Origin of the sequence: Pedobacter alluvionis (genome assembly GCF_003664035.1) — a bacterium.
Taxonomy (GTDB): domain Bacteria; phylum Bacteroidota; class Bacteroidia; order Sphingobacteriales; family Sphingobacteriaceae; genus Pedobacter; species Pedobacter alluvionis.
This window is the reverse complement of record NZ_RCCK01000013.1, coordinates 139,853-165,307: the sequence shown is the minus strand read 5'-3', so window position 1 is coordinate 165,307 and position 25,455 is coordinate 139,853. Positions and strand designations below refer to the sequence as shown.

28 protein-coding genes are annotated in these 25,455 nt (G+C 38.0%); 11 read left to right on the top strand and 17 right to left on the bottom strand.

Annotated elements, in window-relative coordinates; all coding sequences use genetic code 11:
• Positions 1–141: 141 nt before the first annotated feature.
• A complete protein-coding gene (locus tag BCL90_RS17550) occupies positions 142–711 on the bottom strand; it encodes a DUF2911 domain-containing protein (protein ID WP_121286177.1) in 570 nt (189 codons plus the stop codon).
• 129 nt (positions 712–840) lie between these two features.
• The gene (locus BCL90_RS17545; RefSeq protein WP_025141696.1) at positions 841–1,026 is read right to left on the bottom strand and encodes a hypothetical protein; all 186 of its coding nucleotides are present in this window, start codon (positions 1,024–1,026) and stop codon (positions 841–843) included.
• 746 nt (positions 1,027–1,772) lie between these two features.
• On the opposite strand from BCL90_RS17545, the gene BCL90_RS17540 reads away from it, so the two are divergent.
• The 5 genes from BCL90_RS17540 (at position 1,773) to BCL90_RS17520 (ending at position 9,164) form a co-directional block, all read left to right on the top strand.
• Complete coding sequence (locus BCL90_RS17540) at positions 1,773–2,399, top strand: TetR/AcrR family transcriptional regulator (protein ID WP_121285326.1); 627 nt, start codon at positions 1,773–1,775, stop codon at positions 2,397–2,399.
• Positions 2,396–3,715 carry a TolC family protein gene (locus BCL90_RS17535; protein ID WP_121285324.1) on the top strand — a complete coding sequence of 440 codons (1,320 nt, stop codon included), beginning with the start codon at positions 2,396–2,398 and terminating at the stop codon, positions 3,713–3,715. Before BCL90_RS17540 ends, BCL90_RS17535 begins: the two co-directional genes overlap by 4 nt.
• Positions 3,716–3,723: 8 nt before the next feature.
• Positions 3,724–4,761 carry an HlyD family secretion protein gene (locus tag BCL90_RS17530; RefSeq protein ID WP_121285322.1) on the top strand — a complete coding sequence of 346 codons (1,038 nt, stop codon included), beginning with the start codon at positions 3,724–3,726 and terminating at the stop codon, positions 4,759–4,761.
• A gap of 7 nt (positions 4,762–4,768) precedes the next feature.
• Entirely contained in the window at positions 4,769–6,316 is a 1,548-nt protein-coding gene (locus BCL90_RS17525; RefSeq protein WP_121285320.1) for a DHA2 family efflux MFS transporter permease subunit, read from the top strand.
• A 262-nt stretch (positions 6,317–6,578) separates the two neighbouring features.
• A complete protein-coding gene (locus tag BCL90_RS17520) occupies positions 6,579–9,164 on the top strand; it encodes a phosphoenolpyruvate carboxylase (protein ID WP_121285318.1) in 2,586 nt (861 codons plus the stop codon).
• A gap of 551 nt (positions 9,165–9,715) precedes the next feature.
• Here BCL90_RS17520 and BCL90_RS17515 read toward each other — a convergent pair.
• From BCL90_RS17515 to BCL90_RS17495, 5 genes are all read right to left on the bottom strand, one after another.
• Entirely contained in the window at positions 9,716–9,964 is a 249-nt protein-coding gene (locus BCL90_RS17515) for a DUF6952 family protein (RefSeq protein WP_010599336.1), read from the bottom strand.
• Entirely contained in the window at positions 9,964–10,272 is a 309-nt protein-coding gene (locus tag BCL90_RS17510; protein WP_025141703.1) for a thioredoxin family protein, read from the bottom strand. Before BCL90_RS17510 ends, BCL90_RS17515 begins: the two co-directional genes overlap by 1 nt.
• A gap of 13 nt (positions 10,273–10,285) precedes the next feature.
• Entirely contained in the window at positions 10,286–10,918 is a 633-nt protein-coding gene (locus BCL90_RS17505) for a peroxiredoxin (RefSeq protein WP_039479644.1), read from the bottom strand.
• Between the two features lie 316 nt (positions 10,919–11,234).
• Positions 11,235–13,619 carry a S9 family peptidase gene (locus tag BCL90_RS17500; protein WP_166792093.1) on the bottom strand — a complete coding sequence of 795 codons (2,385 nt, stop codon included), beginning with the start codon at positions 13,617–13,619 and terminating at the stop codon, positions 11,235–11,237.
• A 158-nt stretch (positions 13,620–13,777) separates the two neighbouring features.
• Complete coding sequence (locus tag BCL90_RS17495; protein WP_121285316.1) at positions 13,778–14,962, bottom strand: hypothetical protein; 1,185 nt, start codon at positions 14,960–14,962, stop codon at positions 13,778–13,780.
• Between the two features lie 132 nt (positions 14,963–15,094).
• Between BCL90_RS17495 and BCL90_RS17490 the strand changes: the two genes are divergently transcribed.
• The 5 genes from BCL90_RS17490 (at position 15,095) to BCL90_RS17470 (ending at position 18,362) form a co-directional block, all read left to right on the top strand.
• Positions 15,095–16,492 carry an aldehyde dehydrogenase family protein gene (locus BCL90_RS17490; RefSeq protein WP_121285314.1) on the top strand — a complete coding sequence of 466 codons (1,398 nt, stop codon included), beginning with the start codon at positions 15,095–15,097 and terminating at the stop codon, positions 16,490–16,492.
• 134 nt (positions 16,493–16,626) lie between these two features.
• Positions 16,627–17,151, top strand: a complete 525-nt coding sequence (locus BCL90_RS17485; protein ID WP_121285312.1) for a YfiT family bacillithiol transferase — start codon at positions 16,627–16,629, stop codon at positions 17,149–17,151.
• Positions 17,148–17,624, top strand: coding sequence for a DUF6265 family protein (locus tag BCL90_RS17480; RefSeq protein ID WP_121285310.1), 477 nt, complete (start codon positions 17,148–17,150; stop codon positions 17,622–17,624). Before BCL90_RS17485 ends, BCL90_RS17480 begins: the two co-directional genes overlap by 4 nt.
• Positions 17,625–17,712: 88 nt before the next feature.
• On the top strand, positions 17,713–17,952 hold the full coding sequence (locus BCL90_RS17475; RefSeq protein ID WP_121285308.1) for a DUF6364 family protein: 240 nt from the start codon (positions 17,713–17,715) through the stop codon (positions 17,950–17,952).
• A complete protein-coding gene (locus BCL90_RS17470) occupies positions 17,949–18,362 on the top strand; it encodes a type II toxin-antitoxin system VapC family toxin (RefSeq protein ID WP_121285306.1) in 414 nt (137 codons plus the stop codon). Before BCL90_RS17475 ends, BCL90_RS17470 begins: the two co-directional genes overlap by 4 nt.
• On the opposite strand, the gene BCL90_RS17465 is transcribed toward BCL90_RS17470, so the two are convergent.
• The 8 genes from BCL90_RS17465 to BCL90_RS17430 all read right to left on the bottom strand — a co-directional run bounded on the left by BCL90_RS17465 (position 18,363) and on the right by BCL90_RS17430 (position 24,056).
• On the bottom strand, positions 18,363–19,082 hold the full coding sequence (locus BCL90_RS17465) for a heavy-metal-associated domain-containing protein (protein WP_121285304.1): 720 nt from the start codon (positions 19,080–19,082) through the stop codon (positions 18,363–18,365). It abuts the gene before it with no gap.
• A gap of 149 nt (positions 19,083–19,231) precedes the next feature.
• On the bottom strand, positions 19,232–20,056 hold the full coding sequence (ygiD, locus tag BCL90_RS17460) for a 4,5-DOPA-extradiol-dioxygenase (RefSeq protein ID WP_121285302.1): 825 nt from the start codon (positions 20,054–20,056) through the stop codon (positions 19,232–19,234).
• A gap of 95 nt (positions 20,057–20,151) precedes the next feature.
• On the bottom strand, positions 20,152–20,724 hold the full coding sequence (locus BCL90_RS17455) for a YceI family protein (RefSeq protein WP_025141714.1): 573 nt from the start codon (positions 20,722–20,724) through the stop codon (positions 20,152–20,154).
• Between the two features lie 282 nt (positions 20,725–21,006).
• Complete coding sequence (locus BCL90_RS17450; protein ID WP_121285300.1) at positions 21,007–21,567, bottom strand: helix-turn-helix domain-containing protein; 561 nt, start codon at positions 21,565–21,567, stop codon at positions 21,007–21,009.
• Positions 21,567–22,070: a DUF3347 domain-containing protein gene (locus tag BCL90_RS17445; RefSeq protein WP_121285298.1), complete on the bottom strand. Its 504-nt coding sequence runs from the start codon at positions 22,068–22,070 to the stop codon at positions 21,567–21,569. Before BCL90_RS17445 ends, BCL90_RS17450 begins: the two co-directional genes overlap by 1 nt.
• Before the next feature lie 86 nt (positions 22,071–22,156).
• The gene (locus BCL90_RS17440) at positions 22,157–22,969 is read right to left on the bottom strand and encodes a hypothetical protein (RefSeq protein ID WP_121285296.1); all 813 of its coding nucleotides are present in this window, start codon (positions 22,967–22,969) and stop codon (positions 22,157–22,159) included.
• Position 22,970: 1 nt separating this feature from the next.
• On the bottom strand, positions 22,971–23,507 hold the full coding sequence (locus BCL90_RS17435) for a heavy-metal-associated domain-containing protein (protein ID WP_121285294.1): 537 nt from the start codon (positions 23,505–23,507) through the stop codon (positions 22,971–22,973).
• A gap of 87 nt (positions 23,508–23,594) precedes the next feature.
• Complete coding sequence (locus BCL90_RS17430) at positions 23,595–24,056, bottom strand: HYC_CC_PP family protein (protein WP_121285292.1); 462 nt, start codon at positions 24,054–24,056, stop codon at positions 23,595–23,597.
• Positions 24,057–24,090: 34 nt separating this feature from the next.
• Here BCL90_RS17430 and BCL90_RS17425 point away from each other — a divergent pair, with 34 nt between their 5' ends.
• Positions 24,091–24,813, top strand: a complete 723-nt coding sequence (locus tag BCL90_RS17425) for a peptidylprolyl isomerase (RefSeq protein ID WP_121285290.1) — start codon at positions 24,091–24,093, stop codon at positions 24,811–24,813.
• Here BCL90_RS17425 and BCL90_RS17420 read toward each other — a convergent pair.
• A complete protein-coding gene (locus tag BCL90_RS17420; RefSeq protein ID WP_121285288.1) occupies positions 24,806–25,096 on the bottom strand; it encodes a type II toxin-antitoxin system RelE/ParE family toxin in 291 nt (96 codons plus the stop codon). The two genes, BCL90_RS17425 and BCL90_RS17420, sit on opposite strands and share 8 nt — an antisense overlap.
• Positions 25,087–25,317 carry a hypothetical protein gene (locus BCL90_RS17415; RefSeq protein WP_121285286.1) on the bottom strand — a complete coding sequence of 77 codons (231 nt, stop codon included), beginning with the start codon at positions 25,315–25,317 and terminating at the stop codon, positions 25,087–25,089. The genes BCL90_RS17420 and BCL90_RS17415 overlap by 10 nt, the downstream gene beginning before the upstream one ends.
• Between the last annotated feature and the right edge of the window lie 138 nt (positions 25,318–25,455).

Here is a 25,455-nt window from a genome sequence, read left to right as displayed (position 1 = left end):
AAGCTATAATCTTACTAATTACCGCCTTAGCCGACAATTAATTTTTATAGCCTGCTATTGTTGAGTGTAAGGAGATAAAAAAACGATTTAAATAAAAAAGTCCCGGCCACAGCCGGGACTTATATTTTATTTCTTTTTAACTTAAAAATTAATCGGTAATTCTACCTGCGTTCTGTCCCAGCCAATAACCAGGTGAGCACCTCCATTAACCTCAGTAAAGGTTAACGAGAAATATTCGATCGGTTTAGTCAGGGTTTTTACCGGAACATTTACACGAACAATATCTTTAGCTTGATTGTAGGTAAAAGCTCCCCATTTATCGGTTTCACTATTTACAATAATAGTCCAGGTATCTTTGTTAGGAATAGCGAATAGACTATAGGTACCTGCTTTGATTTTCTTGCCGCCAATGCTTACTTTTTTAAAGAAACGAACTTCTGTACTTTCGTTTGCACCAAAACGCCAAACATTACCATATTGTTCTAAAACGCCAAAAATATCACGTCCTTTCTTTTGTGGGCGCGAGTAAACAATCTTTATAATTGGTTTTGTTGGATCTCCGGCTTTTGCCTTTGGGACATTAAGCGGAAAATAAACAATGTCTGCCGGACTTGGGTCTGGAGCAGGAAATTTAACTTCAGCGGGAGAGGCTTGTTGGGCCCTGGCGCTAAAACAAAAAAGAGCGAAAACAATAATGAAGATATTTTTCATTTTTAGGTTTTTGTTTTCAGTGGCTATGAACATTCATGATTTTACAGTTTTTTGTAAAATCATAACGGGCTCATTTGATGGGATTAATTTTAAATCCTTAAAGAATCTAGTGTATAAAAGGACTAAAAACTAGTATTTTCTTCCTTTTACAATAGCGTTTAAAAATAAGCCCGCTGTTAACAAACCTAAAACACCACCCAATAAAGCGAAAATATAGTTTTGCGTAATGATTGCTCCAGTTAGAACTCCGAAGAATAAACCTAAAGCATAATATAACCAGTTGAAATTATTGCTGCTGTTCTCTTGTACACTCATGTTTTCTGTTATTTGGAGGCAAAGTTAGTATTTATTTTAAATTTGTCATTATGTCTAAATTATAATTAATTATCAATTCCAGCCCATCTGTAATCAATATCCCTCTTCTGACGGCTCTCACCCTAATCCGGTAGCCATCGGATTATTTCAAGGTTACCCAAGGGAAGATATGGGTGTATCATAATTGCATCTTGGGCCTATTTTTAGGCCAGTCATAATTCGGCTATCACATTTCGATACTTTGTCGGGTTTAGCATAGGCTGAGTTAGGCATGAAAAATTGGAAAACCTTGCTCTAGTATATAACCCTACGAACCTCAGTTTGATTAATCTTTATTCACGCTGACTAATTTTAAACCCTTGAAACTGTCGCGATCGTCGAGGCTGTATCATAAATTGTAATTCGCTTCCAATTGTCATGTTGAGCCTGTCGAAACGCCTTGCAAGAGATCTAAAAAAGTCCTTCGACAAGCTACCATTGACCGAATCCATTAGCACGGCCGTCATTCCCACGCAGGCGGGAATCTTAAAGCACTTGCATTACGATTCCCAATCAAGTTGGGAATGACGATCTCGTGCAGCCCTGCCAGGGTTTACGAAGATCACATCTAATAAAAGAGCTTATTTCGTTCTCTAGGGTGATTATTTTATTTAAAAATTGGGGTTTTATCAAGAGAATGTAAAAGAAGTAGATAAACATTTGGAAGTTAATCAATCGTTTGATTAATTTTGTGTCGTTAAAAAGAAATGAAAACAGAAAAAGTAGATAAAAGACAGGCCATTCTTGCGGCAGCTGAAAAGCTGTTTTGCGAGACGGGGTACGAAGGTACTTCCACCCGCCAGATTGCTAAGGAATCTGGAGCGAACATGGCGATGATAAATTATTATTTCGGTTCTAAAGAAGGGGTTTTTGTGGAGATTATGAACGAGCGTATTGCTGGTTTTACTTCTCAGTTAAAAATCATCAATGAAGATAAGATTTCGGCATTAGAAAAATTGCACAAGGTTATAGAGGGCTATGTAAATAGGATATTGAATAACACCGCATTTCATAAAATGATGCACAGAGAATTGTCTTTAACCCAAAGGCCGGAAATGTACGATAAGATTAAAGATGCCATGAGCCACAACATGCAGATTATCGATCGGATTATCACAGATGGGATTGAAGATGGCAGCTTTAACAAGGTAGATGTACGGATGGTAATCGCTACCATTATGGGCACTATAACCAATATTGTTATTTCCCCCCATAAGGTAATGTCATGTTCAAACTTCGACCTGAACAACCCGAAAGACAAAAAAATTATTAAAGACAGGGCGGTTGCCCACTTACAAGATCTAACAACAGTTTATTTAACAACAAAAAGATGATACCCAGATCGATTAGATTAATGCTTGTGGCATCATTAATTCCGGCAGCGTTGTTTGCACAGAGCAGCAAGGAATTAAATATCAACCAGGCAATAGAACTTGGCATAGCCAATAGTAAAAACTTAAAACTTTCTCAGAACAAAATTGATCAGGCTGTTGCAAAGTTGGAGGTAGTTAAAGACAATGCTTTACCAACTGGAAATGCAAGTTTTATATACAACCACGCTGAAATCCCTACCACTACTTTTACTTTACCAGGAAGCGAATCTTCTCTTCGCCTGCCTAAAAGAGCCGATGCTTTTGTCGGAACTGCCGCTGTACAGGAACTCGTTTACGGTGGTGGTAAATTGAAATATGCAAAAGAATCGACCAGGTTATTGGCAGAGGTTGCACGTTTGGATGCCGATAAGAGTAAGGAAGAGATCACTTACGCAGTTATCAATACCTACTATTCTTTATATAAGGTTTTACAGAGTAGAAAAGTGGTTGATCAGAATTTAGAATCAATTGCTGCACAAATTAAACAGGCACAACGTTTCTTCGAGCAGGGCATTGTAACCAAAAATGATGTGTTGCGTTTTCAATTGCAGCAGGCAAATGTTACGCTAACCCAAATGGACATCGAGAGCAACCGTAAAGTTATCAACTATAATTTAGATATTCTTTTAGGTTTACCAGAAGATACCGAAGTTAAAATTGTTGACCCAACCTTAGGCTTAAAAACGCCAGGTTCTTTAAATGAATACATTGGTCAGGCTTTCGCTAACCGCCAGGAATTAAAACAACTTGATATTCAGAACAAAGTGGCCGATTTTAACATCAAAACCATTAAGGCAAATACTTTACCTACCGTTGGAGTTGGTGCAAACCTTTATTACATTAACCCAAGCGGTAACTTTATTCCGCCGGCAAACCAATATTTAATGCCGATTACGCTGGGTGCAACAGTTTCCTGGAATTTCGGAAACCTTTGGACCAATAAAAACAAAGTAAGCCAGGCAAAAATTGAACAGAGCGAAATTACCCTTCAAAAAGATATTTTATCTGATCAGGTAAAAACCGACATCAACAAAAACTTTCAAAATTACCAGGTGGCCATGAACAAAATCCAGGTTTTGGAAACTTCAATTGCACAGGCTACCGAAAACGATAAACTATTGGCATCGAAATATAAAAATAATGTAGCTTCGGTTACCGACCGCATTGATGCTGAAACCTTATTATATCAGGCAAAAATAAACTTGGAGATAGCTAAGGCAGATGCAGGTTTGGCTTACTATACCTTATTAAAATCAACAGGAAAAATAACGCAATAAATACAGCAATGACAACTGAAAAGAAAAAAAAGAACATAGTAGTACCCATCATTTTAGGTGTTTTACTAGTAATAGGTGTAATTTTCGGGATTAAAGAATGGAATTACTATAGCAAACACGTAGATACGGATGATGCTCAGATTGATGGTGATATCAGTCCTGTTGTTGCGCGTGTTGGTGGTTATGTAAAGGATATTAATTTTGAAGAAAACACACACGTAACTGAAGGACAAGTTTTAGTGAAACTTGACGATAACGATTACAAAGTGAAATTAGAGCAGGCACAATCTGGCCAAAAAGGAGCGAGTGCAGGTGTAGGAGTGGCGCAATCGCAAATTATCGCAACTCAGGCAAATACCAGTACTGCAAAAGCGAACGTAGCTGCGGCAAGGGTTAAATTAAACCTGGCCAATAAGGATTACGAACGGTATGCAAACCTTGTAAAAGACGGATCGATTACCCAACAAGCTTTCGATCAGGCTAAAGCCTCAAAAGAATCTGCGCAGGCGGCTTACCAGGCAGCAGTCGATCAATACAATGCTGCAGTTAAACAGGTTGGTACTACACAATCACAATTGGCTGTAAGCAGCAATGTAATCAGCCAACGCCAGAGTGATATCGATTTTGCCAAACTTCAATTATCATATACTGATATTAAAGCCCCTGCAACTGGAATCGTTTCCAAAAAGAATGTTCAAAAAGGACAATTGGTTCAGGCAGGTCAGTCTTTATTCTCAATCGTAAACGACGGAAGCATTTATGTAACTGCTAATTTTAAAGAAACCCAACTGGAGAAAATCAAAGAAGGTTCTAAAGTAGAGATCGAAGTGGATGCTTATCCTGATCAAAAAATTGAAGGCGAAGTATATAACTTCTCACCTATTACTGGTGCAAAAGGATCTTTATTGCCTCCTGATAATGCTACTGGTAACTTCGTTAAGGTTGTGCAACGTGTTCCGGTAAAAATCAAAATCCATCCATCAAAAGAACTGTTAGCTAAATTGCGTCCAGGAATGAGCGTTAAAGCTTCAGTATCTACTAAATAATATTAAAATGGCCGAAGTAGGTTTAAAAAAGTGGATTATTACATTTACAGTAATCACAGCTTCTTTGTTGGAGTTGATTGATACAACTATCGTAAATGTGGCAATTCCACAGATACAGGGAAACCTGGGCGCTACTCTTGAAGATATCGCCTGGTTATCTACTGGATATGCCGTTGCGAACGTAATCGTCCTGCCCATGTCGGGCTGGTTGGGGAGTCGTTTCGGACGTAAAAATTATTTCTTAACCTCCATTATTGTTTTTACCCTTGTTTCCTTTTTATGTGGAAACGCAACATCTTTAAATGAACTTATTTTATTTAGGATTTTGCAGGGAGTAGCAGGTGGAGGATTAATTTCAACAGCACAAGCTATTCTGATCGAAACCTGGCCGCGTGAGGATGTGGGTATTGCTACCGCATTGTTTGGTTTAGGTGCCGTTGTTGGTCCAACCGTAGGTCCAACCATTGGCGGTTATATTTTAGAGATTGCTGATTGGCCCTGGATTTTCTACGTAAATATTCCCGTCGGAATCCTCGCCGCCTATTGTACCTATACTTTTATTCGGGAGACACCAAAAGATGGAAAAGGTAAGCCTGTTGATTGGTGGGGAATCGCACTATTAGCAATTGCAGTTGGTAGTTTGCAAACGGTACTTGAAAAAGGAGAGAGCGAAGATTGGTTCTCCACACCTTATATTACGGCTTTAGCTGTTGTATCTGTTTTTGGTTTGCTTTTATTTATCTGGAGAGAAACCGCTACCGAATACCCGATCGTAAACCTGAGGATTATGAAGAAACGGAGCTTTTCTATCGGTATGTTTACCTCCTTCATTTTAGGGTTTGGATTATATGGCTCGGTATTCGTATTCCCCGTATTTGCGCAAAACCTTTTAGGCTTTACCCCTTTACAAACAGGTAAGCTGTTTATTGCAGGTGGTATTTGTACCATTGCTATGATGCCTTTCATTGGTATTATGCTCAAAAAGGGTGTACCTGCACAATTTATGGCTACAGGAGGCATGTTTTTATTCTTCGTTTTCTGTTGGATGTTAAGTAATTCTACGTTGGCTTCCGGAACAGGAGATTTCTTCTGGCCATTGGTAATTAGAGGTTTCGGTATGGCTTTATTGTTTGTGCCACTAACAACTTTAGCCATGCAGGATTTGTCGGGGGCAGAGATTGGTCAGGGTTCCGGTTTGAATAACATGAGCCGACAACTAGGCGGTTCGTTTGGTATCGCAGCATTAACTACATTAATCCACATCCGTTCTGGTTTCCATAGGAGTAGTTTACTTGCCAACGTTAATGAATATAACCCCGCGTTTATCCAGAAGTTAAATGCATTAACGAGCGGTTTTATGGCTAAAGGATCATCTTTTATTGATGCGAAATTGATGGCGATGAAAGCAATTGAAGGTTCGGTAATTAAACAAACCATGCTGCTTACTTATAACGATGCTTATTGGGTTGCAGGATTGATAATGTTATTCTCTATACCTTTATTATACCTTCAGAAATTTAAGAAAAATGCAAACATTGTTACGGATGCGCATTAAAATTTGCAAAGAAATGCCATAAATAATGGCAAAAAATAAAAACAGCCGGTGTGTTTTATTACATCGGCTGTTTTAACCCAAAAAATTAACAATCAATGCAATGCCCTTAAACATTGCAAATGTTCTTACTTAACCACATCGTGGCCAAATAAGATTTTAAAATTAAAATTTATTCTACAATTTTCCAAATTGTAAGCAATAGAATTTTAATACCTTATGCATTTTTTGTAGTATTACGCTATACAAAAATATTGCCTAAGCTATGCCCAAACTTCGTTTAACAACGCAACGTGAATCTATTTTTAACAATGAGGTAATCTCAAAATTCGAACTGTTTAACAGTTTATTTCTCACCTTGCCTTTTTACAAAATTAAGGATACCGGAACACTGCTTCCCCTTTTCTTTAAAAGTTGTGAAGAAGGAATTGCGAACGGAGAAAAACCTGCACAGATTATCGAAGAATTTTTTGCCAAGTACACCAGTTATACCGAGCGTAAAGATATTGTTGACCTTCTTTTCCGGTTTATACAGTATATAGAGCGTCAGGTTGTGCTTTTTGATGCTGTTGAAGATGCTTCTTTTACCAAGTTAAATACCACTGATGAGCAGAGTACATTGGCTTTTATTTTAAAAAAGAATGCCGATAATAAACCTGCACTGGCCAAAATTGAAAAACTGATTGATGAGCTTTCGCTCCGTTTGGTTTTAACCGCACACCCTACCCAGTTTTATCCTGGCAGCGTTTTGGCCATCATTACTGATTTAACCAAGGCCATTAGGGATAACGACATCACCGCTATGAACTCGCTTTTACAACAGTTGGGTAAAACACCGTTTTTTAATAAAAAATCGCCAACACCTGTTGATGAAGCCTTAAACCTGGCCTGGTTCCTCGAAAATACTTTTTATTTTGCTGCGGCAAATATTCAGGAAGAAATAGATCAGAACCTCGATGAATACAACCTCGAAACCAAGAAAATTTTAGAACTCGGTTTCTGGCCGGGAGGTGATAGGGATGGAAATCCGAATATCCATGCAGATACCACTTTAGCCGTTTCTAAAATGTTGCGACAGATCCTTTTCCGCTGTTACTACCGTGATTTTAGGGTAATTAAACGCCGCATCACTTTTAGGGGGGTCGAGGAAAATATTGCAAAACTGCATGATGTACTTTATCAAAATGCTTTTGATCAAACCTGCGAACTTCATGATATTTCTGATGAATTAAAAGATAACCTGAATAAAATTAAAGAAACATTATTGGCGGAACATGAAGGTTTATTTGTTGACCTGGTTAACGACCTGATTCGTAAGATAGATTTATACGGTAACTATTTTGCTTCGTTGGATATCCGTCAGGATAGCCGCGTGCTGAGAAGCGTACATGCTTACTGCCGCGAAAATAAACCGATTTCTTCATTATATCCTGCTGATTACGATAAATTATCAGAAGCTGAAAAACTAAACCTGATTTCTTTTAAAGAAGCAACCGTTGTTTATGCAAGCGAGCCTGATGCTTTAATTGCGGATACCATTGAGGTAATTAAAGAAATTAAAGGAATTCAAAAACGCAATGGCGAAAAAGCCTGTCACCGTTTCATTATCAGCAATTGTCAACAGGCCAGCGATATTTTACAGTTAATCGAACTTTTCCTTTGGAACGGCTGGAGCAAAGAATCATTAACGATTGATTTTGTGCCGCTTTTTGAAACCGTTAACGATTTAAAGGGTGCTGCTGCCATTATGGACACCTTGTATAGTAATCCTTTTTATAAAGCGCATTTAGCGAGCCGTGGCAATAAACAGGATATTATGCTGGGGTATTCTGACAGTACCAAAGATGGTGGTTATTTAATGGCCAACTGGTCTATTTTTAACGGAAAAACCTCATTGTCGGCTATTTCAGCCAAACACAATATTCAATTGGCATTTTTCGATGGTCGTGGCGGACCTCCTGCACGTGGTGGGGGTAAAACACACCGTTTTTATGCCTCAATGGGTAAAGAAATTGCCAACAAAAACATGCAGTTAACCGTTCAGGGGCAAACCATCAGTTCGCAATACGGTTCGGTGGAAAGTGCTGAATTTAATATAGAACAACTGATCAACGCGGGATTAACCTCCGGACTGAAAGAAAAACACAACATTCTTTTAGACCCCGAAAATAAAGTGCTGCTCGATGAAATGGCGGAAGAAAGTTATAAAGCTTTTGTCGACTTGCGTGAGCATCCATTATTTGTGAGTTATTTAGAGAAATTATCCCCTTTAAAACTGTTATCTCAGGCTAATATCAGCAGTCGCCCGGTAAAAAGAAACGGCGGCGGCGAAATGAAACTCGAAGATTTAAGGGCCATTAGTTTTGTAACGGCCTGGAGTATGCTGAAACAAAACGTTCCAGGTTTCTATGGGATGGGAACGGCATTGAGAACTCAGGAAAAGGCTGGTAATTGGGATAAAGTGCTTAAGGTTTATGAGGATTCTGATTACCTGAAAACCATTGTAGATAACTGTATGATGAGCATGAGCAAATCAGACTTTGTAATTACGGCCCATTTGGCCAACGATAAAGAGTTTGGTGCTTTTTGGACTCAATTACATGATGAATTTAAATTAACCAAAGAGATGCTCTTAAAACTCTCAGGACAGCCAACGTTAATGGCTAATTATCCTGTAGATAAAAAATCGATTGCCACGCGTGAGAAAATTATTCTGCCTTTGGTATTGATCCAGCATTTTGCTTTAGAAAAACTACAGCACGATCAGAATGAGAAAGACCAGCAAGCTTTAGAAAAGCTAGCGGTAAGAACAGTATTTGGTATTGTAAATGCCGGTAGGAATTTGGCCTAATACTTTCTGCCAAACCTCGCAGGTTTTTAAAACCTGCGAGGTTTAAAAATATAACGTCCAAGGTCTGTGTCCTCACAGACCTTTTTTATTACCTGCTGTCATTCTCAAAGGGTCGTCATTTCTCCATTTCGCTGCGCTTCATCCGATAGCTATCGGATCTAAATGACAATCTTATTATGGATCAGCTAGAATTACAAAACGCTGCAGCTCAAGCCTGATTGGATGAATACAGATTTTTCTATCTGCAGTAGGGAAAGGTACTGATGTGATCGATGGAAAACGGAACCTTGCTTTCCAAAAAATAAAAATTTTTGGTGAATTTGTCATTCTGAGGAACAAAGAATCTCAAACATAAGAAATAATGGACTCAATAATGATCCATAAATTTCTGTGTCTGCTGCTATGAGGCAGATTCTTCACTGCGTTCAGAATGACAACTACGAGGCTCATTATTAAAAAACATAAAATAATGTTTAACAAAAAATCCCTTGCAGATTTTTCATCTGCAAGGGATTTATATTTCGAAAAAGCCAGATTAAGCTTTAAGACGATTACCGATCTATCGAACCCATCACTTTTTGGCCGAAAGCATTTAGTGCATCTTTTTCAGCGGCTCCTTCGCTTACCATCTGGTGTACTTCTAACGCACCGCAGATATTAGTAATCATTTCGCCTGCAACATCAACCTCGTGCTCACTAACGCCTCTAAACTCGCAGAAAGCTTCTAAAACCTCCAAAGTGGTCTCCAGTTGTGCCGGAGTGGTGTTTTGAAATAACTGTCTTATAACCGGAATCTTCATTACTTTATTTTGTTAAATAGTTCAATTAAACCTTCTGCTTTGTTGGTCTGTACCTGATCTACCAAGCTACCGCCTTCAAAAGCTGCAAAAGTTGGTAAATTATCAACGTTTGCAAATTTGCGTGAGTTTGGAAGTTTTTCGGCATCAACAATTAAGAAAGCTACATCTTCATTTTCTGAAGCCAGTTTTTTGAACTTAGGTTTCATGATCCTGCAGTTTCCGCACCAGGATGCAGCATACTGAACCATCACCTTTGAGTTATCGGCTAAATATTGTTGAAGATTATCTTCTGTTAATTCTAAAAACATAACGTTTGTTTAATTAGTTAGCGGCTAAGTATTCAGCTACGCCAGTTCTGTTTGCGTTCATTGCTTCTTTTCCTTCTTCCCAGTTTGCAGGACAAACTTCACCATGTTTCTGCACGTGAGCGTAAGCATCAATTAAACGCAAATATTCTTTAACGTTTCTACCTAGTGGCATATCGTTAACACTTTCGTGGAAAACTTTACCAGTTTCGTCGATTAAATAAGTAGCCCTGAAAGTTACATTAGAACCTGAGAAAGATTCGTTTCCTTCCTCGTCGTAGTTAACTTCCTGATCTAGAATATCTAAGATTCCTGATAATTGTCTGTGAGTATCCGCTAAAATTGGATAAGTAACACCTTCAATACCACCATTATCTTTTGGCGTATTTAACCAGGCGAAGTGAACTTCGTTGGTATCGCAAGATGCACCGATTACAATTGTATTTCTTTTTTCAAACTCAGGTAAAGCAGCTTGGAAAGCGTGTAATTCTGTAGGGCAAACAAAAGTGAAATCTTTTGGATACCAGAATAATAACACTTTACTATTTTTGTTTACAGCTTCTTCAAATACATTGATTTTCAAGTCATCACCCATGTCTGACATTGCATCAATACTAACACTTGGGAATTTTTTACCTACTATTGCCATAATTTTTTTCTTTAATTTTGTTGGCACAAAGGTACGGCTAAAAGAGGAGCCAATCAACCCCGATCTACCAATAGTTAATTGTATTTATTGATAACGATATAGATGAAAACTATATTTGTCAGATAAAATATAGCGGCCTTCTATTTTTTTCTATTGCTGTCATGCTGGCAGGAAGCAACTGCAGATGCTTCATATAAAAAGGTCGTCATTGCGAGGCACGAAGCAATCTTAAAGCGCTCGCTGGTAGCGATCGTTGTAAGATTGCTTCCTCGGCTGAAAAAGCCTCTTCGTAATGACGGCCAAATAAAAGAAAAGGCTATTTCTTCAACGTATTCTCATACAGCTTAAATATCCTTTTATACTCATCTGTCCAGCTGCTTGGCTCAATAAAACCATGGTCCTCTACCGGGTAAACCGCAAGTTCCCAATTGTTTTTGCCCAGTTCTATAAAACGCTGTGTAATGCGCACAATATCCTGAAAATGCACATTCACATCCACCATTCCATGTGCCATTAAAAGGTTCCCTTTTAATTTGTCGGCGAAGTAAATCGGCGAACTTCTTTTATAGGCAATCGGATCGTTATAAGGTTCGTTTAAAATATTTGAGGTATAGCCGTGGTTATAATGTGCCCAATCGGTAACCGAACGTAAAGCTGCACCACTGGCAAAAACATCTGATTCGTTGAACATGGCCATCAGCGTGATAAAACCGCCATAAGAGCCACCATATAAACCCACATGTTGAGGATTAACACCATATTTCTCTACCAAAAACTTAACACCATCGGCCTGGTCGGTTAAATCTTTTCCGCCCATCTGGCGGTAAATGCCCGTACGGTGATCGCGGCCATAACCAGAACTCCCGGTATAATCAATATCGATTACCGTGTAACCATTGTCGGCCAGTAAATTGTTGAACATAAATTCGCGAAAGTAGGTGCTCCAGCCAAAGTGTACATTCTGTAAATAACCTGCACCGTGCACAAAAACTACAGCAGGGTGGTTAGGGTGTGGATTGTCTGTTTTGTAAACTCTTGCATAAACATCAGCACCGTAACGGTTTTTAAAAGTAACCATATCGGGTTGACGCCAGTTGTAAGAATTAAATTCGGCAGAAGTAGATTGCGTAACCTGTACGGCTTTAGCCCCCACTTTATTTGGCTGGAGATATAGTTCTCCGGGTTTGTCCATGAAAGAATAATTGATGGCAAGGTATTTCTCATCAGGGGAAAGGGTAATGTCATTCAAACCTTTCATGGTGGTAATTTGAACAAGTTCACCGCCATTTATACCGATTTTAAAGAAATTGGTAATGCCAGGGTGTTCTTTATTCCCTTTGATATAAAAAGTATTTCTATCTTTTGATAACTGTACCGATTGTACTTCCCATTTGCCGGCAGTAAGCTGTTTTTTATCACCTGTAGCTACATTAACCATATAAAGGTGCGAATATCCTGTCGCTTCGCTTTGATAATAAAAGCGGTTATTATCGATCCAGCCTGTACTGCCCTGGTAAAAACCACTAATGCCCGGACCACCAATCCATGCTTCGTCGCGCTGCCGGTCGACCAAAGAAAATTTTCCTATTAAGGCATCCAGCTTCAAGATCCAGCGGTCTTTATTATCGGTAGAAGTAGCCACAACAATTGCAGAACTTCCATTGTCATTCCAAAGTGGTCCAAAGAAATTTACAGGCCGGTCGGCATTTTTCTTTTTTAAGGTGTCCAGTCCCTTAGGATAATCTTTCAGGTAATCAGGCAGGTCTTTTATGCCCGTAATGGTCGAAGTCTGGATCGCGTAAACGGTATCCCGTTGCGTATCATAAATAAAGCCCTGCGAGGTATTTTCATTTTCGCCAACTTTTGTTCTGCCCGGAATATCTTCGGTATAACCTGATGAAGTAACATAGTTCGGAACAATGGTGCTATGGTTGTTCTGTGCCGGTGTAGTTAATTTATAAGTAATAAAATGTCCATCAGGACTAATGATTACGCCGTTTAAGAACTTGTCTTCAGTATATAGTTCTTTTAAAGGCTTTGTATCTGCAGCGGTACTCCCAAAGCGGCCTCTTCCTCCGCGTGAACCGTTTTTGGCTTCGGCATTTCGTTTTTTAATAATATCGAAAAGCTCAGTCTGTTGTGCTTTTAGCCATTTATCCTGTTCGGTTGCCGGTTTACTTTCTGCTTTTCCGGCTTTTTTACCTTTAACAAAATTAGTAAGCTGTTTGGTTTCTGCTGATTTTAAATCAACCACGAAAAGATTATCGCCCAATTGGTAAACAACATTTCCATTGGTTAAAAAAACAGAATTGCTTTCCCGTTCCTGAGTGTTGGTTAAGCGCGTTTCCTTATTGGTTTTGAAGTTCTGTAAATAAATATCACCGCTTTTTTCAACTAAACCAAGGGAGCGATCGGCATTGTAGGTGTAATTTAAATTCAATAGTTTTTCGTCTTCCTTTTCCGCTGCTTTAACAGGTTTTGAAGAAGCAGCCGAAACTTTGAATAACTCTTCCTTGGCTTTATTTTCAGGGTTCCAGTTAAAATATAAGGTTTTGCTATCTGCCGTCCAGCGGAAATTAGTTGGCGAAATACCCATCCATTTTGGGTCGCGCATTATTTTTTCGACAGTTAAAGGGGCCAATTGTTGCGCAAAAGCATATTCGCCTGTGCAAAGCAAAAGGAAAAGTAAATATTTCTTCATGAATTTAGGTTTGGATGCAATTTAAGCAAAGCGTGACCTAATTTTAAAAGGAAATGGAAATGTTACAACCTCTGCCTGATGAATTAACCACAGATAAAAAGGATGAACACAGATAATTTTTTGTAATTATGTTTATGTGTGCAAATCTGTGGCAAAAATTAGCGGATTACCCTTCCGGTTTTATCTACATTGACATCATCGAAAGGTTTTAAGTATTCGTTAATGATGACCGAAAATTCGCGTCTGCTAAGCACTTTTTTAAGATCATATTTGGAGCTGAACCTATAATTTTTGTTCCATTTTTTCTGAAGTTCGGCTTTTGTGGCGTCAATTGATTTATTGCCCACATAACAAACCATAGAAATCGTATTTTCCAAATTAATGGGAATATTCTGATGATCGTCGAACCAGATCTGCGCTTTGTAATAATATTCTTTTACTGGTTCTTTTATTTCTTGATAAGTAACTTCTTTTTCAGGGGAAAAATATGCTTTCCCTTTTGTGATTTCTGCTTTGATAATCCCTGTAATACCTACTTTTTGAATGGCCAACCAGTTGGAATCCGTCATTTTTACATCTTCAAAGGGCATTAACGCGTGCTTATAGGCTAATAATTCTCCCTGGATTCTTTTTAAATTTGATAAACTGGTTTTGGTGTCGAAAAATGCGGCATAAGCTGCGGTTGCCCCGGCTGCTTGTCCAATTTCAAATTCATCTTTAGGGATATAAAGCATATTTTCCTGATCTTGGATCAATAAGCTGTACAGGGATAAAAAGCTGGCTCCTGAAGAAATCCTGGATACCGTTGTCCGGTAAGTATTTTCGTTATAGTTTAACGAACTTGAAGATGCTGGATTTAACGCGGAGATTTTTAGTGCCGCAAGCAATTTTTCAGGGCTATCGGCCAGCACAAGAATTTTGGCTTTAATGCTTTTATCATTTGTCAATTTCGCTTCCCAACCACTTCCAGAGCGTTTGATTTCTGTGTAAGCCGTGTTATTGATGACGTTTAAAAGTGAGGTGCTATCTACCACAATTACTTTCGTCCGGTTTTTTTTATCAGGTTTAGGTTTTGGGCTTTCCAAGCTTTTCGCATTTTCAGTTTCCCGCTTTAAAAAACTTTGGTAAAAAGGCAGTAAAACCCTTTTGGCTTCAGCTACTTTATTTAAATCCAACGGTTCTTTTTGGGTGAGGAGGATGGTTTTTACGCCTGATTTAAAAGACTGAAAAGATGCGGCATAAGCAGCATCGCCATTGCCGATAACCAGTACATCTGTTTTTATGGTTTGGGCATGAATAACCAGTGGAATTATGAATGCGAAAACAAAAAACAATCTTTTCATCTTTTATTATTAAAATTTGCTGCAATATGCTTTAAATGAATGAATTTTTAATGAAAAGGCCTCATTTTAACTAAATTTAACTCGTAATTTCAGGAAAATCGATAAGCGTAAAAGCAAGTAATATAGGTAATTATGGAACAACAGATAAAGTCGGTTTTCGATTTACAGCAAAAACATAAATTCGATTTACGCAAAACAGATGCTAAAACCCGAATTGGTAAGCTGAGACTACTTAAACAGGCTTTAGAAAAAGCCGAAGAAGAAATATTTGCAGCCTTGGAAAAGGATCTGCGTAAAAACCGTTTTGAAAGTGCTATAACTGAACTGTACTTTACCTATGTTGAAATCGATTTCGCGATTAAAAAGCTGAAGGCTTGGATGAGCCCCAAATCGGTGGACAGAACCATGAGCAATCTTTTTGCAAGTAATAAAATCTATTATGAACCCAAAGGTATTTGTTTGATCATTGCCCCATGGAATTATCCATTGCAATTAATGATGAGCCCATTGGTTTCGGCAATAGCCGCTGGGAATTGCGCCATCCTTAAACCTTCTGAGTTAAGTGGAGCAACTTCTGGTGTAATCAGTAAATTAATTACAGCCACTTTTGACCTGAAAGAAGTTGCTTGCTTTGAAGGCGATGCCAATGTTTCTACGGCACTGTTAAAGCTCCCGTTTGATCATATATTTTTTACCGGAAGTACCACAATTGGCAAAGTGGTAATGGAAGCTGCCGCAAAAAACCTGACCTCTGTTACTTTGGAACTTGGCGGGAAATCGCCAGCTATTGTAGATGGAACCTGCGATATTAAAAAAGCTGCTGAAAAAATCGCCTGGGGCAAATTGGTTAATGCAGGGCAGACCTGTATTGCACCGGATTATGTGCTGATTGAAGAAAACAGGTTAAATGATTTTGTAGAACATTACAAGGCTGCGGTTCAGAAATTATTTTTTGAAGGCGTTGAAATCAATAAAAACGATTATGCCAAAATTATTAACAATAAACAGTTTAAGCGTTTAAATAAATTAAAAGAAGATGCGATTGCTGATGGAGCAGTATTGGCTTTTGGGGGCGAAACAGATGAGAAAAGTTTAACCCTAATGCCCACACTTTTAACTTCAGTAAATGAAAAAAGCGCCATCATGCAAGAGGAGATATTCGGCCCGGTTTTACCTGTAATCACCTTTAAAAATCTGGAGGAAGCTATTGATTTAGTGAATAGCAAAAATAAGCCTTTGGCACTGTACATCTTTTCAGCTAACAAACAGCATCAGCATAAAATCATTAACGAAACCAGTGCTGGCGGAACCTGTGTAAACGATGTACTGGTTCACATCAGTAATCCTAATTTGCCTTTCGGTGGAGTTAACAGCAGTGGGGTGGGAAGCTGTCATGGTTTTTTTGGCTTTAAAACTTTTTCGCATGAAAGGTCAGTGGTTTTTCAATCAAAATTGGGTTTAACCAAAATGATTTATCCTCCGTATGGCAAAAAAATGGGTTTGTTAAAGTGGTTGAAGAAATTGATGTAGATTTTATATCCCGCAGATCTGATGAGATGGAGGCAGATTTATTGTTTAATGTGCTCCCAACTTCGCGTACTTTGTGCCTTCCTCTCTGTGATCTTTGCGGTTAAAAACTCAATAATTCTCCTTATTTTGGTTCCATGGATTTAGAACAGCTTAAATACCCGATCGGTCAATTCATTATGCCTGATATTTTCGATCAAAAACAGATTGACACCTGGATTTCTGAAATAGAGGCATTGCCGGGCCAAATAAAAAAAGCTACAGAAAATTTAACAGATGAAGAACTGAATCAAACCTATCGTCCCGGAGGCTGGACATTGCGGCAGGTGGTACACCATTTACCTGATAGCCATGTAAATGCCTATATCCGTTTTAAGCAAGCGATTACTGAGGATATTCCTGTAATCAGACCATATTATGAGGAGCGCTGGGCAGAAACCGAAGAAGCAAAAAATGCTGAGATCAAATTATCGATTGAGCTGTTAACAGGTTTACATCAGCGTTGGGTTGCTTTTTTAAAAACATTGAAAATAGAAGATTACCAAAGAAAATATATTCATCCGGCCCAAAATAAAGAACTCACTTTGGCCAATATGCTGGGTATGTACACCTGGCACGGAAAACACCACCTGGCACATATTACCAATACCATAACAAAATGAAAAGAATCTATTTATACTCCTTGATTTTATTTTTTGTTGGTTTTTATAGCAATGTTAAAGCGCAAAAAAATCCTTCAAAAACATTTGCTTTCGTTTTAGGCTCCTGGGAAATGCAGACACCCAAAGGTAAAATTGTGGAACAATGGAGCCAGGGTGCTGATAAAATACTGAAAGGCAAGAGTTATCGCGTTAATGCAAAAGGAGATAGTATACTTACTGAAACCTTACAGATCAGAAAAATAGGAAAAGATGTTTTCTATTGTTCAACGGTTGCTAATCAGAATGAAGGGAAGGAAGTCTGTTTTAAGCTTATCTCCACAAAGGATCAGATCTATATTTTCGAAAACAAGGAACACGATTTTCCGCAAAGAATAGTTTACCAAAACCTGGGTAAAAATGAAATGCTCGCCTGGATTGAAGGCGAGTCTAATGGGAAAAGCCGAAAATCGGAATTTAGATATAAGCGGCAATAATCTAATTTTTATATAAATAGGATTATAATAAAGCTGCTTCTTGTTCGTTTAAACTGTTATACGTATATTTGAATAAATCACACGTGTTATGACGACTAAGTTAACATTGACTGTACAGAAATCGACCATTGAAAAAGCAAAATCTTATGCAAAGCAAACTGGGCGTAGCTTATCTGAATTGGTTGAAAAGTATTTAGAAACCATTACGCTTAATGAGGTTACTACTGTTTCGTCAAAGTTAAGAGGTATTGTGGGAGCTGTGAAACTCCCAGATGATTTTGATGATGATGCTGAGCTTCATGATTATTTTGAACGTAAACATCTATGAAAAGGATTTTTGTTGATACGAATATTATTATTGATTTAATCGCAGATAGAAAACCTTTCAGCAAATTTGCTATAGAACTTTTCGAAAAATCGGAACGTAAAGAAGTTCAGTTGTTTACTTCTTCACATTCAATAGCGACAACACATTATTTATTAAAAAAATATCTTGAGGAACGGACTTTAAGAGAGGTAATTTATAATGTACTTGAATATATTCAAGTTATTGCAATAGATCAGGATATTATTAAAAAAGGATTGAAATCTAAACATAAAGACTTCGAAGATGCCTTGCAGATACTTTGTGCTTATAAGATAGAAAAGCTGGATTACATTGTTACCAGAAATATTAAAGATTTCAAAGATTCAGAAATTCCAGCTTTTCCACCTGATGAGCTTTTGACTAAAATTTAACTACATCAAAATCAACATGGCTGCGCTCATGGCAATCATAATCGCATCTTCAACAATGGTTACGGTACTCATGGGTAGGTTAAACACCGCGCCCAAGCAAGCGCATTGAATTTTCTTTTTGTTTAAAACGCTTTCTAAAACTCCAAAAATACTAATGATCATTACGATCAGGGTGACCCAATTCACGATAACAGGCGATAGGTTTAATGCAAAGGATAAGCCTAAGCCCAATTCGATAAAGGCATAGATATAACCCCAAGCGCTGAATTTTTTAGCCACGATATCGTACATGGCATAACTTTCGGCAAAGGCTTTTAAGTTGAGCATTTTAAAGAAAGAAAAGGTAAGAAAGAATCCTGCCATAAAAACGCGCATAAACACCATAAAATTGATGGCATTGGCCTGCCACGAAACCACTAACGATATTGCGGTTACATACCCAAAGATCAACAGAATGGGTTTGTAGGTTTCTGCCCAGGATTTTGTTTCTTCAAGCGTTTCATTGTGATGTGCGGCAGAAATCTGATATTTGCTGTCATTACCTCCCAAAGCTTGTTGCAAGGTATCTAAACCGATATGTTTATCCATGCTAATGATAACAGTATTGGTGTCTTTAGAAACCTCAACCGAGGTTAAATCTGGTAAATTAAGCAGGTTACTTTTAACTTTATTTTCGCAACCGCCACAGGTCATGCCCGTGAGTTGATAGGTATGTGTCATGATTAAATTCTTTATACAAATTTACCGCTTCAATGTGCGATAAGCGTTACAGAATAATCATAAAGTTTTATAGAATTTTAGATTGTTGTCATTCTGAACGCAGTGAAGAATCTTTTACTGTAGAGGAAGTTCATCGTTTAAAGATGTTATTACCCCACCAGAACTGATGTCATCGTTAACGAACCGCCAACTGCTTTATCATTAAAAAACGAAACCTCTTCCTTATCGTTTTTCATTCCAAGCGTATAAATAAGTGGCAAATAATGTTCCGGAGTAGGGATGGCTAACATCGCATCACTGCCAAGATTGCGGTAATTGATTAAAGGTTGAAAATCGCCGTTTGCAATTAAATTTTTGAATTTATCATTCATTTCAATCGCCCAATCGTAACCGCCGCCATTAATCATTTCCCAGCTTAACATACGTAGATTGTGCACCATATTTCCACTACCTATAACCAATATCGCTTTTTTGCGGAGTGCATAAATTTCTTTGGCAATTTCATAATGTTGTTCCGGCGATTTGGTATAATCAATGCTAAGTTGCAAAACTGGGATGTCTGCATTTGGATACATGTGCCTTACTACTGTCCAGGTGCCATGGTCTAAACCCCAATCGTGGTCTAAACCAACAGGAGTGGAGTGGATTAAGCCAGGTATTTCTGCAGCAAGTTTCGGATTGCCCGGAGCAGGATATTGAACATCGAAAAGTGCCTGTGGGAAACCACCAAAATCGTGGATAGTACCTGGGAAATCCATTGCAGTTACAAAAGTACCGTGAGTGTACCAATGTGCCGATACCACCAAAACTGCTTTTGGAATAGGGATATGTTTGGCCAAATCTACCCAACTCTCACTAAACTCATTGTTTTCAATCCCGTTCATAGGAGAGCCATGGCCAATAAAAAGCGTTGGCATTAAATCCGTTTGAGGCAAGCGTTGAGTAAAATTTCTGAATTGGGATAGTGCAGACATGGCATTTTTATTTAGGTAATCTTCATCCTGAACTTGTTTCAGGATCTATTTAAATGAAAGATTCCGGGACAAGCCCGGAATGACGATCCTATATTTTATTTTCCCTGAACAAATTCCAGGTTTAATTTGATCGCAACATCTTTTGCAACGCCTGCACCAGTTGGATCATATTTGATATTATAATCTAAACGGTTAATGGTTGTGGTAGCACCGAAACCTGCTTTAGTATTGCCTTGTTGATCTTTAGCTGTACCGCCATAAACAACAGCAAATTTTACATCTTTAGTTACATCGCGGATGGTTAATTTACCACTTAACTCATAATTGTTACCGCTTAATTTTTTGAAAGAAGTGCTTTCGAATTTCATCGTTGGAAATTTCTCAGCGTTAAAGAAATCATCTGTTTTTAAGTGACCATCTCTCATGTCAACACCTGTAGTAATGCTGTTTACATCAACGGTAAAGGCAATTTTAGCATCAGTTAAATCTGGCTTAGAAGCGGTAACCGTCCCATCGAATTTTTTGAATGAGCCATCAACAAAAGAGATGCCCATGTGTTTAACCGAAAAGTTTACAAACGAGTGCATTGGATCTATCTTCCAGCTGGTTTGTGCAAATGATGCCACACTAATTGAGGTAGCAATCAGAAATAAGAATAATTTTTTCATATTTAGTGATTTTATTTAGGTGCAAAATTAGCTGATTATCAGTCGATCAGTCTTGACTTATGGTAAGAAATTGGATAGAGGGGGATTAATCGGTTAACTGTTGGAATGGCTAAATTATCGAATTGTTAAATTGCTGGGATTGTTGAATTGATAAGTGGTTGATGGTTTTTTGGTTCATAGTTCATAGACTATAAGCCGATTAGCCCATCAACCACGATCTATCTAACCATTGACCATAAACTTTAAGCCCATCCTCCATCTTACCTCTTCCATTTTACATTCTCAGACCTCATCGAGCGTTTTCCTGCTATCTGTTGATGCTGCTTTATAAGCCGAAGGCGTAATTCCGGTTACTTTTTTAAATTGAGCCGATAGGTGAGCTACACTGCTGTAATTTAATTGGAAGGCAATTTCGCTCAAAGTAAGCTCGCCGTAGGTAAGCATTTCTTTTGCTTTTTCTATTTTTTGAGCAATAAAATACTTCTCAATCGTTTGGTTTTCAAGTTCAGAAAAAATGCTGCTTAAGCTCGAATATTCCTGTTTTAACTGCTCGCTGAGATAAGCCGAGAGATTGATTTTTAAAGGTTCTTTGGTATAATGTACCAGGTTAATGATAGCCGTTTTAATCTGTTCTGCAATTTGAGTTTTTTTATCCTCCAGCAATTCGAAGCCAAAATGGGTCAGTTGCTCCGCAATTTTGATTTTATCCTCTGCTGTTATGTTTTCGGCAAGGGTAACTTCGCCAAGCTCGACCAATAGCGGTTTAAAGCCAAGCTTTTCCAGCTCGGCTTTAACCACCATTTTACAACGGTTGCATACCATATTTTTGATATGCAGGTTCATTAGTTCGATTTTATGGTTTCAGAAACGTCGCCACAATCAAACATCATGCTTCCATAATATGGATTTTCGATACTCTCTTTCTCATTTAACCAGCTCGCCTTTGCCATTGGACAATGTTGAATATAAACGGTTTGGCCGTTAAATTTCAGGCCTTTCAACGTTTTAATCATTGCATAAGAAATCCCTTCAAAGGCTTTTCTCTGTGTTTTGATGTCGTTTGAACCCGCAAGTAGCGTGGCTTTATTTTTAATAATGGCCGCTTGTTCCATAAATATTTTATGTTGATCGGCTGGTAAATCTTTATGATTAACGGCATTTACCTTTGCCGATAAAATTTTCACTTTTTCAATGGCTAAGTCTTTTTTATCGGTTGCTAATGCATTTTTTACATCGTAATATGCCGTTAATACCTGATTTAAGGCTACATCTGTTTTACTTTGTGCATAAGTGAATGCTGTTGTTGCGATCGTCATAATGGCAACTAATCCTAATATTTTTTTCATCTTTTTATAGTGTTTCTAATGCTGATGAGGCGATCATGGTTTCATTTTCAGTTTAATATGAAAACCATGATCGCTTCGTTATTTTTTTATTTTAAAACGTTAAAGAAGTTAAATTCTGCCCGAAGCAGGTACATGTTTTTGGTGTATCGGTTATCCATATTTCCGGCTGCCTGAAAGCGGTAGCCAAAATCGATGCGGGTTGTGCTGTTCAAAATCATTTGTACAGCAGGAGCGATATCTAAATAAGACTGACCGCTGCCCGGATCGGTTTTGCCCAGCAATTCTAAATATACATTAAAATTGGGCTGTTTGTAATCCTTATAAACTACTGGTAAAACCAAATAACCCGACGATAAACTGTAAGATAACATGTTCTTTGGCTGCGGCATTCCCGCAATCTGACTGTTGCTGTTTTCAAAAGCATGTGCATAACCCAAGGTTGATGATAATGCCAGTTTGTGCAGCAGCTGTGTGAAAATCAATCCACCTTGTACGCCACTATTGTCACCCTCAAGATTAATGTCTCTTGTGTATGTTGGGCGCCTGCTGGTGCTTACCCTTCCAAAAGCAGATGCCCTGAAATGGCTATGTGCCTCATCCAAGGATAAAAACCGGTACTTGGCGTATAAACTTCCTCCTTCTAAACGGTATTTTCCATCTATATCCGAGAGAAAGGCCTGTGCATGCATCATCAGATTTTTGTTAAAACCGATCATTACCTCCGGGATCGTCCGGCTTACGTAACCCGGATAATTGAACATGCCCTCATTAGTAATCCTTACACCAATTGATTTGGTAGGCATATTACTTGCAGGCTCTGTAAATACATATAGTTCTTGTGCCGAAACACTGGCATAAGCGCCGATCATCATCAGCGCTAACACGAATATCCGCCTCATCTTACGAAAGAACTAAATGATAAATACGGGTTTTTTTACCATTTACAACACCGGTTCCGCTTGCATAAGCATCAGAATTAGCAGTGGTTGCCTGTTTTTTAAATGCAGAACCAGATATGAAATCTTTATCCACTACGCTGGCCTTTACGTTGCCACTAAGCGTTTTACCTTTTACATTTACAAAACGGTACACATTGCCGTTAACAACAGCCTGACCTTTATCGTCTACCTTAACATCATTAAAATTGAAGTTAGCCGTTAAGCCGCCTACTGAAAAACCTGCATCCTGAACTTTTTTGCGGATCAGGTCAAGGTTAACGTTGGCGTCTTTTTTAAAGGTTAAAACAAAAATGTTTTTATTTAAATCAGGTTTAACGCTACTGATAAAGCCGAGGGTTTCTAAAGATTTTTGTGTTGCGTTTGAGCACATAGAACAGGTTAAACCGGTTACCTGTAAATCTGCTGTAGAGATTTGTTGTGCCGAAACATTAACGGCGAAAAATAGCATAACGATGCTGAATATTTTTATTGCTTTCATGATTTTTTTGAATTAGAATTTAAGGAAATGTCACATTGAGCCTGTCGAAATGCAAAATGATGCATTGACGAGCCGATGTTTAAAATCCTAATTCCTAAAAATGCAATTGAAAATATGCAAGGCAATCCGCGAGGATAATGGCGGTGCTTTGTTCGAAATTTTACTAAAAAACTTTGGATCAATGCTGCTTAGAAATGCTAAAACAGGGGGGTGTAGAAAAAGCTGGATAGAAAACAGTTTTGGCATTTGTAACTGAGCCTCTGCATGGTGACTATCTTTTACTTTAACTGTGACCTGGGTATTTTTGCAACAACCGTCATCTTTCTTTTCAGCAGGAATATCCTTGCAGAATTTGCATGAAATCTCATTGCTGAAAAGTTTAACGTTTTCCAGTTTGCCCCCACAGAAATGGAGACTTAAAGCCAAACCCATAACACTAACTGCATAGAATACAGCCAAAGAAAGTGCTATTTTTTGTTTTAACTTCATTAATACAAAGGTAAAGCAAAAATTATCGAATAAAGCGGTTATTTCTTTACTGAATTTCATTTTTTAGCTTAATTTAGCCTCAAACACCAGTTAAATGAAGAAAATATTATTATTCCTCTGCACCTTTTCGATGCTTTCAGCCTTTGCCGCAAAGCCCAAAAATAAATATGTACGCATTAAAACCGAATTTGGAGAATGCATCATTAAGCTATATAACCAAACTCCTCTACACCGCGATAATTTTTTAAAACTGGTTAAACAGGGATACTACAATGATGTTTTGTTTCACAGGGTGATTAAAGATTTTATGATCCAGGGTGGTGATCCGGACTCTAAAAATGCCAAACCTGATTCTTTATTGGGTGAAGGAGGGCCGAAGTATACCATTCCAGCTGAGTTTAATGATAGCTTGTTTCACAAAAAAGGCGTTCTGGCTGCTGCCAGGGAAGGTGATGATGTTAATCCGGCCAAAGCATCAAGTGGTAGTCAGTTTTACCTGGTACAGGGTAAGGTTTTTACCGATCAGCAGTTAAACAGTGTAGAAGAGAAACGTTTAAAATTTAAAATCCCTGAATGGCAGCGTGAGGTTTATAAAACAATAGGGGGCACCCCTCATTTAGATCGCAATTATACTGTTTATGGCGAAATTGTGGTTGGCTTGGATATGGTAGATAAAATTGCCGCTCTGGAAACCGATAAAAACAACCGGCCAAAACAGGATGTTAAAATGGAAATCACCGTTTTAAAAAGAAGAGCTGCAAAAAAATTGGAGAAACAACTGCTGCAGGATTCTTTGAAAGATAAGATGGTTATGTAATTAAAGGATCTTGCCTGTTGTCAAAAAAGAATAAAATTCTTATTTCTTCTTGGTTTATGTGATAGTAGAAAGAAGTATATTTAGAAATTACGCCTTTTCTTACCTGGCTATTTAGTGCAGTAGGCTCATAGATAAAGGGCAAGATGGCAATTAAATCAATTTTTTTATAAACGGTTTGGATAAATTTTTCAGCGTGGTAATATCCCCAGGTTTCTTCAATGAAAATCCCAATTCCCAGCAGTGTTTCGTATGCTTCTTCTGAAAAAGAAACGGTTAATGCCATTTTTCAGAAAGTCTTCTTTTAACTTCATCATACGGAATTAGCTTGCCCTCTTTAGCTTGTTGTAGCCCTCTTTTAATTCCCTCTTGAACGTGCTTTGGTAATTCTTCCAGCACAACCTTTTCATTGTAGTTTAAAAGCATGTCCAACTCTGATAAAAGATTTTCATCATCCGTTTCGAACACTTTTTTTGCAATCTCTATTTTTAACTCCTCGATGCTCATAAACAAATTTAATGAAAGCAAATCTCAATTACTAAGCATTTATTCAATTAATTTCTAAATTTACCGCCCACAACAATTGAAATTTACTGACTGAAACTATCATGATTTACTATCACTCGGTGATAAAAAATCATGATT

What these genes read in the sequence shown, in the direction of transcription:
- BCL90_RS17515 (WP_010599336.1), bottom strand. Translation starts at nt 9,964, where the DNA reads ATGAAGATTCCGGTTATAAGACAGTTATTTCAAAACACCACTCCGGCA.
- BCL90_RS17430 (WP_121285292.1), bottom strand. Translation starts at nt 24,056, where the DNA reads ATGAAATTCAGTAAAGAAATAACCGCTTTATTCGATAATTTTTGCTTT.
- BCL90_RS17465 (WP_121285304.1), bottom strand. Translation starts at nt 19,082, where the DNA reads ATGACACATACCTATCAACTCACGGGCATGACCTGTGGCGGTTGCGAA.
- BCL90_RS17475 (WP_121285308.1), top strand. Translation starts at nt 17,713, where the DNA reads ATGACGACTAAGTTAACATTGACTGTACAGAAATCGACCATTGAAAAA.
- BCL90_RS17470 (WP_121285306.1), top strand. Translation starts at nt 17,949, where the DNA reads ATGAAAAGGATTTTTGTTGATACGAATATTATTATTGATTTAATCGCA.
- BCL90_RS17525 (WP_121285320.1), top strand. Translation starts at nt 4,769, where the DNA reads ATGGCCGAAGTAGGTTTAAAAAAGTGGATTATTACATTTACAGTAATC.
- BCL90_RS17435 (WP_121285294.1), bottom strand. Translation starts at nt 23,507, where the DNA reads ATGAAAGCAATAAAAATATTCAGCATCGTTATGCTATTTTTCGCCGTT.
- BCL90_RS17520 (WP_121285318.1), top strand. Translation starts at nt 6,579, where the DNA reads ATGCCCAAACTTCGTTTAACAACGCAACGTGAATCTATTTTTAACAAT.
- BCL90_RS17540 (WP_121285326.1), top strand. Translation starts at nt 1,773, where the DNA reads ATGAAAACAGAAAAAGTAGATAAAAGACAGGCCATTCTTGCGGCAGCT.
- BCL90_RS17415 (WP_121285286.1), bottom strand. Translation starts at nt 25,317, where the DNA reads ATGAGCATCGAGGAGTTAAAAATAGAGATTGCAAAAAAAGTGTTCGAA.
- BCL90_RS17545 (WP_025141696.1), bottom strand. Translation starts at nt 1,026, where the DNA reads ATGAGTGTACAAGAGAACAGCAGCAATAATTTCAACTGGTTATATTAT.
- BCL90_RS17425 (WP_121285290.1), top strand. Translation starts at nt 24,091, where the DNA reads ATGAAGAAAATATTATTATTCCTCTGCACCTTTTCGATGCTTTCAGCC.
- BCL90_RS17445 (WP_121285298.1), bottom strand. Translation starts at nt 22,070, where the DNA reads ATGAAAAAAATATTAGGATTAGTTGCCATTATGACGATCGCAACAACA.
- BCL90_RS17455 (WP_025141714.1), bottom strand. Translation starts at nt 20,724, where the DNA reads ATGAAAAAATTATTCTTATTTCTGATTGCTACCTCAATTAGTGTGGCA.
- BCL90_RS17440 (WP_121285296.1), bottom strand. Translation starts at nt 22,969, where the DNA reads ATGAGGCGGATATTCGTGTTAGCGCTGATGATGATCGGCGCTTATGCC.
- BCL90_RS17480 (WP_121285310.1), top strand. Translation starts at nt 17,148, where the DNA reads ATGAAAAGAATCTATTTATACTCCTTGATTTTATTTTTTGTTGGTTTT.
- BCL90_RS17510 (WP_025141703.1), bottom strand. Translation starts at nt 10,272, where the DNA reads ATGTTTTTAGAATTAACAGAAGATAATCTTCAACAATATTTAGCCGAT.
- ygiD (WP_121285302.1), bottom strand. Translation starts at nt 20,056, where the DNA reads ATGTCTGCACTATCCCAATTCAGAAATTTTACTCAACGCTTGCCTCAA.
- BCL90_RS17505 (WP_039479644.1), bottom strand. Translation starts at nt 10,918, where the DNA reads ATGGCAATAGTAGGTAAAAAATTCCCAAGTGTTAGTATTGATGCAATG.
- BCL90_RS17530 (WP_121285322.1), top strand. Translation starts at nt 3,724, where the DNA reads ATGACAACTGAAAAGAAAAAAAAGAACATAGTAGTACCCATCATTTTA.
- BCL90_RS17550 (WP_121286177.1), bottom strand. Translation starts at nt 711, where the DNA reads ATGAAAAATATCTTCATTATTGTTTTCGCTCTTTTTTGTTTTAGCGCC.
- BCL90_RS17450 (WP_121285300.1), bottom strand. Translation starts at nt 21,567, where the DNA reads ATGAACCTGCATATCAAAAATATGGTATGCAACCGTTGTAAAATGGTG.
- BCL90_RS17535 (WP_121285324.1), top strand. Translation starts at nt 2,396, where the DNA reads ATGATACCCAGATCGATTAGATTAATGCTTGTGGCATCATTAATTCCG.
- BCL90_RS17495 (WP_121285316.1), bottom strand. Translation starts at nt 14,962, where the DNA reads ATGAAAAGATTGTTTTTTGTTTTCGCATTCATAATTCCACTGGTTATT.
- BCL90_RS17420 (WP_121285288.1), bottom strand. Translation starts at nt 25,096, where the DNA reads ATGGCATTAACCGTTTCTTTTTCAGAAGAAGCATACGAAACACTGCTG.
- BCL90_RS17490 (WP_121285314.1), top strand. Translation starts at nt 15,095, where the DNA reads ATGGAACAACAGATAAAGTCGGTTTTCGATTTACAGCAAAAACATAAA.
- BCL90_RS17500 (WP_166792093.1), bottom strand. Translation starts at nt 13,619, where the DNA reads ATGAAGAAATATTTACTTTTCCTTTTGCTTTGCACAGGCGAATATGCT.
- BCL90_RS17485 (WP_121285312.1), top strand. Translation starts at nt 16,627, where the DNA reads ATGGATTTAGAACAGCTTAAATACCCGATCGGTCAATTCATTATGCCT.